This window comes from Paenibacillus sp. J22FR5 (assembly GCF_059691975.1).
Genome location: NZ_JCAUAN010000001.1, coordinates 601,894 through 615,476, shown reverse-complemented (window position 1 = coordinate 615,476; position 13,583 = coordinate 601,894). Strand labels below are relative to the sequence as shown.

At 42.0% G+C, this 13,583-nt stretch carries 10 protein-coding genes; 1 reads left to right on the top strand and 9 read right to left on the bottom strand.

Annotated elements, in window-relative coordinates; genetic code table 11:
* Positions 1–323: 323 nt before the first annotated feature.
* The 9 genes from AC58P7_RS02900 to AC58P7_RS02860 form a co-directional block, all read right to left on the bottom strand.
* Positions 324–989 carry a succinate dehydrogenase cytochrome b558 subunit gene (locus AC58P7_RS02900; protein WP_497339893.1) on the bottom strand — a complete coding sequence of 222 codons (666 nt, stop codon included), beginning with the start codon at positions 987–989 and terminating at the stop codon, positions 324–326.
* A gap of 143 nt (positions 990–1,132) precedes the next feature.
* On the bottom strand, positions 1,133–1,804 hold the full coding sequence (locus AC58P7_RS02895; protein ID WP_497339892.1) for an SDR family NAD(P)-dependent oxidoreductase: 672 nt from the start codon (positions 1,802–1,804) through the stop codon (positions 1,133–1,135).
* Positions 1,805–2,103: 299 nt separating this feature from the next.
* On the bottom strand, positions 2,104–2,358 hold the full coding sequence (locus AC58P7_RS02890; RefSeq protein ID WP_497339891.1) for a hypothetical protein: 255 nt from the start codon (positions 2,356–2,358) through the stop codon (positions 2,104–2,106).
* 833 nt (positions 2,359–3,191) lie between these two features.
* Positions 3,192–4,805, bottom strand: coding sequence for a response regulator transcription factor (locus tag AC58P7_RS02885; RefSeq protein WP_497339890.1), 1,614 nt, complete (start codon positions 4,803–4,805; stop codon positions 3,192–3,194).
* A 29-nt stretch (positions 4,806–4,834) separates the two neighbouring features.
* Positions 4,835–6,604 carry a sensor histidine kinase gene (locus AC58P7_RS02880; RefSeq protein WP_497339889.1) on the bottom strand — a complete coding sequence of 590 codons (1,770 nt, stop codon included), beginning with the start codon at positions 6,602–6,604 and terminating at the stop codon, positions 4,835–4,837.
* A gap of 141 nt (positions 6,605–6,745) precedes the next feature.
* A complete protein-coding gene (locus AC58P7_RS02875) occupies positions 6,746–8,296 on the bottom strand; it encodes an ABC transporter substrate-binding protein (RefSeq protein ID WP_497339888.1) in 1,551 nt (516 codons plus the stop codon).
* Positions 8,297–8,445: 149 nt separating this feature from the next.
* Entirely contained in the window at positions 8,446–9,333 is an 888-nt protein-coding gene (locus AC58P7_RS02870) for a carbohydrate ABC transporter permease (RefSeq protein WP_497339887.1), read from the bottom strand.
* Positions 9,334–9,345: 12 nt separating this feature from the next.
* Positions 9,346–10,311, bottom strand: a complete 966-nt coding sequence (locus AC58P7_RS02865; protein WP_497339886.1) for an ABC transporter permease — start codon at positions 10,309–10,311, stop codon at positions 9,346–9,348.
* 226 nt (positions 10,312–10,537) lie between these two features.
* Positions 10,538–11,956, bottom strand: a complete 1,419-nt coding sequence (locus tag AC58P7_RS02860; RefSeq protein ID WP_497339885.1) for an MFS transporter — start codon at positions 11,954–11,956, stop codon at positions 10,538–10,540.
* Positions 11,957–12,087: 131 nt separating this feature from the next.
* On the opposite strand from AC58P7_RS02860, the gene AC58P7_RS02855 reads away from it, so the two are divergent.
* Entirely contained in the window at positions 12,088–13,332 is a 1,245-nt protein-coding gene (locus tag AC58P7_RS02855; RefSeq protein ID WP_497339884.1) for a helix-turn-helix domain-containing protein, read from the top strand.
* Positions 13,333–13,583 lie beyond the last annotated feature (251 nt).

Sequence of the window (13,583 nt, the reverse complement as noted above, 5' to 3'; positions counted from 1 at the left end):
CCGCCTTTCTTTCATACGAAAAATCTCGCCCCTATCTACTTATTATTAATAAACAGATCGAAATGATTCATTTTATTAAATAAACTATCTAGGTAAAATAAATACTTTCGGAATTGCAGATTGGAAATCATTATGTTACTCCACTGTTGTTTTCCTCCATTTTTTGTTTTGTCACTTATAAGACAATTAGCGATGTCAATGTGTGACAAAAATCTTAACGTAGAAAAGACAACCAATTCAACTGGCTGCCTTTTCCATTAATTATTAAGCTATTGTTTATACAATATTCGCTTTCCATAAGTCAAGCTATAACAAGTCCGCCGTCAACTCCGATTAATTATCCTGTGTTCCAAGCCGATTGCGAATTCATCGCCAGTAAAAGCACAGAGCGAAAGAAAGAACAGCAAGGAGATAAGTACAAATACACCCATACAAATATTAGAAGAAATTTTTTGTGAGCGTGGTGAAATCGTAATGCCCCAGCTGATCAGGAATGCCCAGAGGCCATTGCTGAAATGGAATACTGCCGACAATACGCCGATGACGTAAATGATAAAAAGCACTGGATTTATAGCAATTTGATGCATCGTCGAACCAAGCTCCTCATGCGTAATATTACCCAAGTAAACTTGAAAACGAGTATTAAAAAAATGCCAGAAAACAAAGATAAACGTAAGAACCCCAGTAATGCGTTGCAGAGTGAACGCCCAGTTACGGCCGTACGTGTATTGTCCGGAGTTCAGATTGGACTGATAGGCCATGTACAGTCCATAAATGCCGTGAAACAAAATCGGTAGGTATATCCCAAAAATCTCAAGCAACGGCTTAAGCGGCAGACTATTAATGAAATGCACGTAGTTAACGAACCCTTCTGGTCCGCGTTCAAACGCTTGAAAGTTGATCGATACGTGCACAAAAATAAACCCTCCGAGAGGAATTACCCCGAGTAGCGAGTGGAGTTTGCGCCAGTAATATGAATTTCCTTTCATTTTTCACCTCTCTAAGATGATTTACTTTCCGTTTCGTATGATGCCGCGCAATAAAAGGATCATAATAATGGGTATGCAGGGAAAAGACCGCAAATTTGCATTTGTAAACTTGCCAGCTCATCATATTCTTTTCGGCTTTCCTGTTAATTCAAGTTTTTCATAATGCCTTGTGGGTAAGTCTCTTCAATTACGGTTTTCTTATCATACAGTTGAAACCACGCATCAGCTGCAATATCAGGATCGAAATTGGTTCCTCTTCTTATCAAAGGACTAATGGAAAGATGGCCTACGTATATCCCTTTCGGCGCCAATTTGTCATGTAGATTGAGGACGTAATTTCGTAGCCCCGCCATCGCGATTCCAACATTTCCAAAAATTGCACTCGGATGCATCGACGATAGGTCTGTTGTAAATAACAAAGCCCCTCTCCCTCTCTCAATCATTCCAGGAATGACTTGCCTCGCACTATTAATGGCACCAATAACAAGGTTGTTGTAAGCGTGTAATACACTTTCATCTGTGGTATCCAGTACCGATGTGACCATATTTCCACTATGCGGACTATATTCCAAGACATCAATGTTACCATAGGTATTATTAATGCGCTGAAAGGCCTGGATGAGCTGCATTTTATTGGTTACATCTGCTGCAAAACCTTTTGCTTCAATTCCCATTTTGTTTAATTGCTCACTATAAAGATCTAGCTTTTCCTGCGTTCGTGAGACTAGTGCTACTTGAAATCCATGATGCCCAAACTTTTTGGCTAATGAAAATCCAAGACCTGGACCAGCTCCGATGATAGCGATGGTTTGCATTGTAAATAACCCCTTTTTATACGTTGTGTCATAGTAGTACTTCCTGTGTATTAATATTTATGACACTAATAAGACAATTAGCGACTTCAGTGTGTGACATAAACCAAGTATCAATTTTTATGGATATTTGAGAATGACAGTTCAACGGGCAGCAAGGTAACTTAAAAGTTGCAAAATCTGAAGAGTAATTGAAATTATAGAGCTTCAGGATTTGCAGCATTCGATTTTTCTGCTCCTCCAGCGTCTCGAAGACTTTATTCGTTAGTCGTTTTTGGCCATCTCGTGAGTACGAAATCGTGTTATTGCATTTGCCGTGTTCTTTTTTCAAGCGATAGAATGAGATCCTTCAATAATTTCTTTGCCGGAGTAAAGGATTCCGGAGCTGCCCCCATACTTACATGCTGACAAAATCCCCGACTACACATTGCGATGGTGATTATTTCTTTTTTTGTCGGTGGAAATTGGCCAAGTTTGAATTCCAGTGGTCCCTCCTTTAATTCAAAGTAACCAATTGGCTCAACAATACCTACTAGGCAAACAGGACAATTGCTCAAGGTATCTTCCTCCCTTTCTTTTCTGATTGTTCAAACTCTGATATCAGCAGTAAATTGAAAAGCAACAAGAGAAGAAAAGCCTTGTATTTCTCCAGTTGTTTGTTATTTTTGTTTACACTAATAAGGCAATTGGCGATGTAAATATGTGACATAGTTCAACTAAATTCCAAAATCTACATAAACAGATATGGGCGTGATCGACCTTGAGTTCAATTAGTAGGGGTAGGCCGATTATTTTCAGCGAATTACACGCAAGGAATAGATCGGGTTTGTATCCGGATTGATTCTTAATGTACTCCTATGAACATAAGAAAGGGCCGAGAAGCTCTTGTTACAGGTGCCCCCAGCCCTACCTATACAACTTGCATCTTAAAAAGTAAATTCCTCTTAATTGAAATACTTCCAATTCCCCAGATCGTAACCGTATTGGAATAAACAGGCCTAAAAATTTCATAATCATAGTTAAGTGACGATGACCAATCTCAAAGTCTGCATATGGACCCCCTTGAGCTTAAAAGTTACCAGCAGCTTGAATATAGGCCACTGAAGAACTTATGGTTTTTTAGGGGCGTCTCGCACAAGTTGCAAAAAAGACATCCACCTCCATTTTTTAGGGGGCGGATGTCTTTTTTGGGGGTCTCTAAATCGCTCTACTCGCCGTGTTTTCAATCTATCGGTTTCAATATTCACTTAAGATTTACAGCGAACATAGTCATTGCACCTTGCATTTCCATGCCAAGCAGACCCGAGGATGTGGCGACATCATACCCGTGTCCGTGTTTAAGTTCGCTGTTCTTTGCTTCAATTTTGTACCCCTTCCTTATTTCAACACCTTACATTTTACTTTGATCCCCAAATTGGGATCTGTATTCCATTGGACCAAACCCCGTATATTTTTTGAGAGTTTTCCCGAAATGCGAAAAGTTCGTGTATCCTACCGATGAAGCGATTGCGCTTACGGAAATATTCGTCTGGGACAATAACTCCTTTGCGATATTAATCCTTTCAGTCGAGATATATTCTGTTATCGAGGTGCCTATTTTTTTCTTAAAGAATCTCGAAAGATAATCGGGATGCAAATATACCATTTCTGCAATAGACTCTCGGGAAATGTCTTGATCAATATGATTGGAGATATATCGCTTGATCGTCTCTATAACGGGATCCGTCTCTTCGGCAACTTCGGCTCGATTAAGCGCCTTGCTTATTGCATGATGAACCCAAGTTAACATATCAGCAACGCTTCGTACGGCTTTCTCCGACAAACTTATGGATTCTTCGTCCCCAAATAGTTGATGAGCTTGAATACCTTGTAAATTAAGGTATGAATAAATGGTTTGCATAATATCATGATGAAGCTGATGTAGGGTCTTTACATCGATATTATGGTTTTGCACAAGATCGACAACAAAGTTCTCAACCTTTTGAATAATGGGCTCTTTTTCCCCCGCTTTTAACAAGGTCGTCCATATATGTAGAGCCGGCAGTTCGACGGACTGTGATGTTAAACCTCCTTCTTCATAGAGATAAACGTTCTTGTAGAAGGCTACATTATTACGATCGCGTTCTCTTAAGAGCGCAACCATTCGTGCCATCTCTTGCGCTTCAATAGGTTGACCTAAATAACAAGAGATATCGCAGTAAAAATACTGATTACAAGATTCGATATATGTCGTACACAGGTTAACGAGATGAGCCATATTCCAACCAGACCCATTATGGTTAGAAGTGAAAATACCCAGTAGCTTGCCTTCGTCAAGATGAATGAATATCCCATTCATTTGCTCGTACAAAAAGATTTCATCAGCTGAGTTTTTTAATGCATACTCCATTATTTTCTCGCCGCGTGCATCCAATTCTTTGTTCCATCTCTGCACCGATATCAGCAATGGCATGAAAATGGAATGCTCCGTAATCGGGATTTTATGGCGCTCCACTTTATCGAGGATTGAGGCCGGATTGCTCGGTATCGTATGATTGATAAGGTCTAGCCAGAACCGCTCGATAATAAGGGATTGATGCTTCATCCATAACTGATGAGACTGACTATTCCGATTCATTTCACTGTTGTGATCAATCGCGTTTTGCGCTTTTCGGATCACGACCTCTAAGTCCTTCTTTAGCACTGGCTTCAGTAAATAATCCAAGCTTCCCAGATTCATAGCTTCTTTCGCATATTTGAAATCGGCATGACTCGTAAAAATAATCGCTTGGGTATTTGGAGAATGATTCTTGACCCAAGCCAGCAACTCCAAACCGTTCCCTTGAGGCATTTCAATATCACAAAGCAAGATATCGATACTTTCTTTCTGAAAGATCTCCTTCGCTTGCTTCACTGTAATTGCAATGAATAGCTGAGAAACCCCCAATTTTTCCATTTCCAGATCGGCTGTTACGCCTTCAATAGCAAGCATCTCGTCATCTACAATGAGCATTGTGTAAGACATCTGTTTTTCCTCCAAGAGATCAATTCAAATTATTCAAAATTCGATAGGCTATCCGGGTTGATTGGAAGACAGATCTCAACGACCGCCCCTCCGGCAGCTTTATCATTGCTATACTGGATGGACGCGGTATCGCCGTATAGCAGTTTAATCCTCCGGTGTACATTCCAGATCCCCGTTTGTTCGCCTCGCTCGTTCACGATACTTCGGCCCGCCTGAAGCTTTTCAAGAACATTCTCCTCGAATCCTTTTCCGGTATCTTGAATCCGGACATATATCCGAGAGCCCCTCTTATCGACTGCTTCGAAGTCGATACTGACTTCGATATGAACGGGATGTTCTAAAGTGACCGCATGCTTAATCGAATTCTCCACGAACGACTGAATAAGCAGAGGAGGCACGGGGATATCTGTCAAATAAACAGGGACTTTAATGTTCCATGTCAATTGATTCCGGAATCGCAAGTCCTGAATACGCAAATAATTTCGTGTGTGATCAAGCTCGTCCGACAGCTTGACGAACGATGTGTTGCTTCGGAACATGAAGCGGAAGTATTGAATTAAAGATAGCGTCATCTCCAGAATCAGCTCGAAGTTCTTGACTTTGGCCAGGTTATATATGATGTTGAGCGCATTCAGAAAAAAATGGGGATTCACTTGTAGTTGCAATCGTTGCAGCTCTTCCCTTTGCTTATTAAGCTGCTCCTCAAAGACGTTCACCCGAAGAATCTGAATCTCGGTCATCATGGAATTGAACGAATCGCCGAGCAATTTAAACTCGTTCGAAGATTTATCCAATTCCACCCGAATGCTCCAGTCGCCGCCACGGACCTTCTTCATGACACTGATAATGCGGATCAGAGGAATGACTATCGAACGCCTCATTGAGTAAAGTCCTAACGGAATAAAAAACATGGCGGCAATCGTCATAAACCAAATAATTCGTTGCAGATAGGGAAGTTTGGCAAGTATATGTTGATCCGGTATGAGTGCAACCAGATTAATATTCCCCTTTGTAGAGTTCGAGCCGACGATTAAATATCTCTCGTGCGCACCAGACAAGTAATACTCGTTAAGACTGGCTTGCAGTTGGATACCATTGTCCCGAATGAAAGTTGTATCTGAGAGCGGTTCCCCTTCTTCGTTGGAGAGCAGGATCATTCCTCCCTTACCCAGATCTAGAGACTGCAGAGGACTTAGCAGTTTCTCCGTTCTCAACCAGGAGCCAAGGTAGGCGTGTCCGAATTGAACGATATTGACTAAATAATACGCAGATCCGATACGGTAATACTGCCACCGTTTCTCACGGCTCCCTTTGGGAATCCTTTTAGTGTTGATCAAATCTGAAATAAAGTTTTGAATCTGCTCATTCTCCGCATTCGTTATATTTTGGGCGGTAGAGACTGTCATGAAATCTTTTCTTTGCTCTTCGTAAACGAAGAAGCTCTCAACAGAGCGATATAAATAGATGTCCTTGATTAACTTATTGTACATATATAACTTCGATGAGTAATATTCCTCCTCCGTTACCGCTTGGGACAGTAACTGCATATCGTAACCGTTGCCAACAATGGAGCTCATGTAAGAATCCGCATCGTTCAAACCAGAATCAATCTGACTCATATAGAGATTCAACGAGTTCTTGTAAGAACCGGATACCTGTCCACGAACGACGTCGATCGCGTAGAAGTTATTGTAGATAAGCATAGCCACAAGAGGGACAGTCATAATGATGACGCTGACTGTAAGCTTGGTCCTAATCGAAAGTGTCCACCAATGCAATCTGAGGCGTAAGTTGTTCATATCTCCGGCTCCCCGCTGCTTGAAAATGAGATCTTCTTACTAATATTATAACCAACTCCAATTCCTGGATTCTACTGGATAGGCGCAAGAGACTCCAACCAACATGCGATTGGAGTCTCCCTATTTAAGACGGTTTACTAATTACTTCTTCATAGCAGCCCAAGCGTCAAGTTGCTTCTGCTTCTCAGTGATGACTTTATCAACACCCGCAGCCTTCAACTTGGCGATAAAGTCCGGCAAATTACTGGCTGGATCTAGCGTTCCTGTCTCAAGCCCTTTTCTATACTGACCCAATACATTCTTGATGGCTGTTATTTCGTTTCGGACCGGATCCGGATTGAATATAAATCCGAGGGCTTTTGATTTTTTGGTTCCATCATTGAATGCCTTAATTTTATTCCAATGCTCAGGGTCATCCGTTTTTTGCGTGTAAGATAGAAACGGATTGCCCATGAGCCAATTTGTACTGGCATAACCAACTGTTTGCGGAGTTATTCCAGCCGGGTAATCGATCACATTATCCGACACCTTCACGTAGTGTTTTCCCTCGATGCCCCATATCAATAAATTAGCAATGTCTTTATCGCTATACATGAGGTTGAGGAACATCATGGCACGTTCTGGATTTTTGGAAGTTTGGGGAATGGTCCATAACCCGGTAAGCACATCGGAAGTTGTCGTATAGTTACTCTTCAGGAAGTCAACAACGACCGCTTCCATCCCAATCTGACGATTTGTCTCCTCGAGAGACCCAGGTGTAAACCTGCCAAAGTAAGCAAACGCCTTATTCCCTTTCATGATATCTTGGGCTGATTGTTGAGTCGTAGCTGCATCCTTGTTGATGTACCCCTCTTTGAACCAGCTGTGGAACCGATTAACCCAATCGGCATATTCCTTGGATTCAAAATAATCTTCTACTTTTAATCCATTATCATAACCAGGCAGAACACCGATGCGATCAGAAAGAATATCATGTGTATAAAATGCGTCAAGTGGAGTACCGCCTAAACCTAGCGGAGTGATTCCGGGTTCGTTCTCCTTGATCGTCTTAAATACTTGATTCAAATCATCCAACGAATGGATGGAAGTCACATCGATCTTGTATTTAGTAACCAAGTCCTTGCGCATATAGATTACGGAACCTCCGCCATAATCGTGTAGGGTAGGTACGCCGTACAGCTTCCCGTTGAATTTAGCGCTGTCCAAGAAATTGGTTCCAACTGCTTGCTTAATCCCATTGCCGTATTTCGCTACCAGTTCATCAATAGGTTTGAACTGATCAGCTAACGCTTGTTTAGTGTAGGAGCCATCTGCCCCAAAAGTAATAGCCAAATCAAGCTTTTCATTGCTGGACATCATCAAATTCATTTGTTGCGCAAATTGTCCGATGCTTATGGGTACCAACTTAACGGTAGCATTGATTTTAGCTTGTGCGATTTTGCTGATTTCGGTTTGAACAGTTTCCTTATCCTTCGGGATTGCTCCAAAGACCGGATAGGCAAGCGTTATTTCATAAGGATCTTTCGTTGCATTGTTCGGAGTTGTACTGGAACCTGGACTAGCCGTCTCAGTAGTTGATTTCGGAGACGCGGTACTGTCACCGTTGGACGACGAGCATGCGGTAAGCCCACTCATTCCTAACGCCGCGACAAGGGCCAAACTAACAAGATTCATTTTCTTTTTTAAAACCACTGTACTTCCCCCCAGTTAAGTTTGTCGACTACATCATTATCATAGCTTGCAGTCACTTACACCGCTAACACTCGTCTGACTTTTTTATTAGCGTTTTCATGACTTTATTCAACAATTCCGACATACAATACCGAATCTCAGAGATCACCCTATCCCTTCACAGCGCCGTTCATAATCCCTTTAATAAAGTACTTCTGGAAGAACGGATACGCGAGCAGAATAGGGAGTACCCCAATCACAGCCATCGCCATCCGAATCGAATCCGACGGCATTTGAGCCAAAGCTTCATTGGCGTTGTTCCCCACCATATTGGTCTTGATATAGTCAATGTCTTGCATAATTCGGTTCAATAGATTCTGAATGCTGAACAACTTCGGATTGGTAATATAGATCATACCAAGCGACCAATCATTCCAATACATGATGGACTGGAACAATCCGATCGTCGCCAGAATCGGGGTCGACAGTGGTCGCACAACCGACCAGAAGATTCGTAATTCTCCTGCTCCATCCAACTGCGCCGATTCGAGCAATGCTCCCGGAATGGACGCCTGGAAGAACGTTCTCATGAGCATCACATAAAATCCGTTCATGAGCATACCTGGCACAATCAGTGCCCAGATCGTGTTCTTAATATGAAAGATTTGCGTATACACGAGGTATGAAGGTATTAGACCTCCTGAAAACAACATCGTAATGAAAACAAGGAACATAATCAAGTTGCGATACGGCGTTACGCTCCTGGAGAGAGGATACGCCAATAATGTCGTGAGGACTAAGCCTGCGGACGTTCCGACCACGGTAACGAAAATGGTAACACCGTAAGCACGTGCAATTTCCGATCCTGACTCTATCAGATAGTCGTATGCAACAAAACTGAATTTTTGGGGAATGAAGGAATAGCCGTAGGCGGTGATGGCATTCTGGTCCGTGAGCGATGCTGAGATCAGCAACACGAATGGTATGAGGCAGGCAGCTGTGAACAGCAACAAGACGATATGGCTGAACCATGTCAAGCCTCTGCTTTCATTTTTCATAAGGTCAACTCCTTAAAATAATGCATTTTCTTTACTAAAACGGCGTACGATATAGTTCGTAAGAATGACGAGTACAAAGCCGACGATAGATTGGTAGAATCCCGCCGCGGCTGTCATCCCGAGATCCCCGCCACCCAACAATCCTCTGAATACATAAGTATCAATGGTTGACGTCGTGTTGAACAGAGCCCCGGAAGCCATGGGAATCTGATAGAATAATCCGAAGTCCGAATAGAAAATTCGGCCAATGCTGAGAATAGTAAGCATGATGACAACCGGCCTCAGAATCGGCAGCGTAATATGAAAAATCTGACGCAGGCGGCCTGCACCGTCGATCCTCGCCGCTTCGTAGTATTCTTCTTCAATGCCGAGCAGAGCGGCAAAGTAGATGATGCTGGAATAACCGATGCTAGCCCAGAAATGCACCAGGGTCAGGATAACAGGCCAATACTTGGCTTCTGAGTACCACGAGATCCCATCTTTGATTCCAAACCAGGGAAGTACCGTATTGTTCATAAAACCAGTTTCCGAGCTAAGCAAAGCGTAAACTAGATAACTAACGATGACCATGGAAATCAAATGAGGCAGCGTAATGATACTCTGGTACGCCTTTAGTAGCCTTTTGTTTTTGATCTCGTTCAATAGGATCGCTACGGCTAAGGCTAGTACCGTTCCCAGCACGATGAACACGAGGTTATAAAGAATTGTATTTCGCGTTATGATGAACGCATCGGAAGTCTTGAAGAGGTATTCGAAATTATCGAACCCGACCCAATCGCTTTTCAGAAAGCCTTTTGCGAAATTCACTTTCTTGAAGGCAATGATGATTCCAATCATGGGAAGGTAATTGTTGAAAAAGAGATACAGAAGGCTTGGAATCATCATCAAAAGGAGTGTCCAATGTTTCTTGGAATGGGCCTTCTTTTTCTTTACTTTCACGCCTGTTTGTACGGCAATTGGTGATGCTGCTTGTTCCATATTAAGTTCCCTTCCTTTTGTTTTTATTGTGTGTCTTAGTCCTTATGATAAGTGAAGGGCATTTCGCTAACTAACAATATGATGACTTCTTCAGTATCATTTTGCTGACTTCTTTAAGCTCTATCGTCCCTGATTCCAATCTTCTGTAGGCCGAATTCAGTCCATGTATGCAAGATCCCCCCAACCTTTTCATTTCAGTGGCTGGGGGGATTGATTAAACAGCGTATTAAATGGCTGGATTACTTTCCGCATTTTTTCTTCGCTCTGCAAGTTCTTTTGCAATTTGAATTTGTTTTTCTTCAGTTAGATCAAACCATACGATGGATACTGCAAGTGAACCCAACACTACGGGCAGAACAAATATTAATACCTTAAATCCAAAAAGTGTAGAACTACTTTGTTCAACTCCCGGTACATATCCTATAACAGTCAGTGCCCCAGCGGCTATTGCACCTGACAAAGCAGTTGCAAAGGTTTGAATAAAACCATTGAAAGAACTCATAAATGCATTGATATTCAGTCCAGTCTTCCATTCGGTATAATCGATTGCCGCCGGCATCAATGCCCCTTGGGCAGGACTACCTAATGCACCGAATAGAGTAGTAATAACTGATATAACTATAAAAATCACTAGACCAGTATTATTAGCCGGTATGTATAACAATATGGGGCATGTGATGAGACCCACTACAAAGCTGGCTAAAATAGTAGCTTTCAAACCAAACCGCTTAATTACCAGTTGACTTAAGGCTACGCCAATGAGAGACGGAACCAAACCCACGATTCCCATAATAGCCATCAAGCCTTCATTGTGGAAAAAATATTTAAAAAAATGAATTTGAACAGATGACCTTACCCCAGCTGACAACGAACTTCCAAATAAACCTATATATATGATTACAGCAGCTTTATTTGTAAAGGTAGCTACATACATTTGTTTAAATGAAGGCGATTTTACTTCCTTACTCTTCTGAACGATATATCTTTCCTTTATTTTAGTTGCCTGATATATTGCCGTTAAGACTGTAAAAACAGCAGCTATTCCCATAAATATAGATAATCCCTTGGCATCATCACCGCCACCTAAGGCTTTGTATATGGGCACTGCACCAACTGCAACAATTAGAGCTCCTGCAATAATAAAAAGAAATCCAAATTGCCCCAGAGATACCCTCTCGTCAACTCGTTTAGTAACAGTAGGTACTATCGCATTAGCCGGTAATGTGATAATTGCTGATACTACACTATAAAATGTATACGTTATTACTGCATACACTAAATTTCCGGTAGGACTTAAGTTAGGGACTGTAAACGTTAACCATCCAGTAATACCAAAAGGTACACCTAAGAGTACAAACCACGGTGTGTATTTTCCCCATGGTGTCTTTATCTTATCAATAAAAGCTCCGAAAATTGGTGCTGCTAGAGCATCAATTATACGAATAACTAAAAATAACAGGGCTATATAAGTTGGATTAATTCTCATAAAATCAGTATAGAAGAAGAGCAAATACGTTTGAATCATTTGATAATGAAAAGTATTCGGTGCGTTGCCGATCACGAGGGCTATCTTTTCACTTAACTTTAGTTTTGGCTCTTCAAATTCCCCAATATCTACAGGTTTTATTGCTCTAGTTGCACCCATAACATTTTCCACCATTCATCGTTGTATTTGGGATAGTTAGTGTAAACACTTTCATAAACGATTATGACATACATTCGATTTAATATATGGTATAATAGAGAGATAAATTGTATGAAATAGAGGTACGAGCAATGTCCACAACTAATGATCTTCCCGACTTGGATTTTTTGTGCAAACAGATTCATGAAAGCTTACAGCTTCCAGTTTATTGCAATCCGGTTTCAGACTTTCATGTGGAAGCTATCTGGAGCGTCGACCTTCCAAACCATCCTTTCTTTTCCGATCAGACTGAACTTTTCCGATCTGTGGCTAGTCAAGGAACAAACCTCAATGGTCCGGTTATTCGCGAAACCGATTTGATGGAGCTATTTATCATTCTGCCAGTAAAACGAAACGGACAATATCAAGCCGACATCGTTATTGGCCCCGCTATCCGGCAAAAACCCAGCGACGAGATTTGCGCCAATCTTATGAACGATTACGGAATCCCGAATCAGGAGAGAACGACATGGATGGAATATTGGCACAACCTTCCGATCATGAACCGCATGCGAATGCTGCATATCAGTGTGTTGACAAATTGGACGATCAATCAGGAAACTTTGGACATCACGGACGTACTCCAATCCAGCTTGCAATATAGATTACTGAATCAACAGAAGCAGAAAGTCGAACTTGCACTCGCGGATCGCAGAGAGTCTTCCCTCTTCAATGAGGGAATCGAAGGTGCGAATCAACTTCTTGCCTTAATTCGAAGCGGGAATAAACCAGAGTTGATGAAGCGGCTAGCTGAAGTCCCACCCGGTGAAAACAAGGGACTCTCGAAACGAAGCCAGCTTAGAAACGTTAAGAATCTCGCCATATGTGGTGTCGCCATTAGCATGCGTGCGGCTGTTGAAGGAGGGCTGTATGAGGAATTAGGCTATACGCTCTGCGACTTGCATGTTCAGCATATCGAAGAACTGAACGAAGTCACCATGGTAGAGGCAGCAGCGATTCAAGCATTGTTGGATTTCGCAGACCGTGTCGACCACTGCCGTAAAAACAGTGTTACCAAATCGGTCCATGTGTGCAAGGAATACATCTACCGTCATCTATTTGTAGAAATAACAATAGAGAAGCTTTCGGAGCTGTCCGGACTCAACCCCGACTATTTGTCAAAGTTATTCAAGAAGGAAACCGGCTTAACATTGATGAACTACATCCAAAGGGAACGAATTGAAGAGGCAAAGAAGCTGCTTGACTATTCCAACGACACGATTTCATCGATTGGGGCGCGGCTCACTTTCTATGATCAATCCCATTTCGTTAAAGTATTCAAGAAACACGCAGGAGTAACGCCTAAGCAATACAGGAACGGAATTCGTTTGATCTGAATATACTCAAGGCTTATATCGAAAAGTCGGGACCTTATAAAGACCAGAGGGCTGTCCCAAAAGTCATCTTTGCCTCACCGCTCTTCCCGAAGTCCCGATTCACCTTACTTAGCATACGTATCACGCCTGCGTTTTAAACTATGCTTCGTTTTTTAGAACTAATGCGATCCAGATCAAAACCAGTTTTAAGGGAACGGATACACGCTGAACATTCGAATTCTCCTCTAATCTTCTCATGGTTTCTTCGGTAA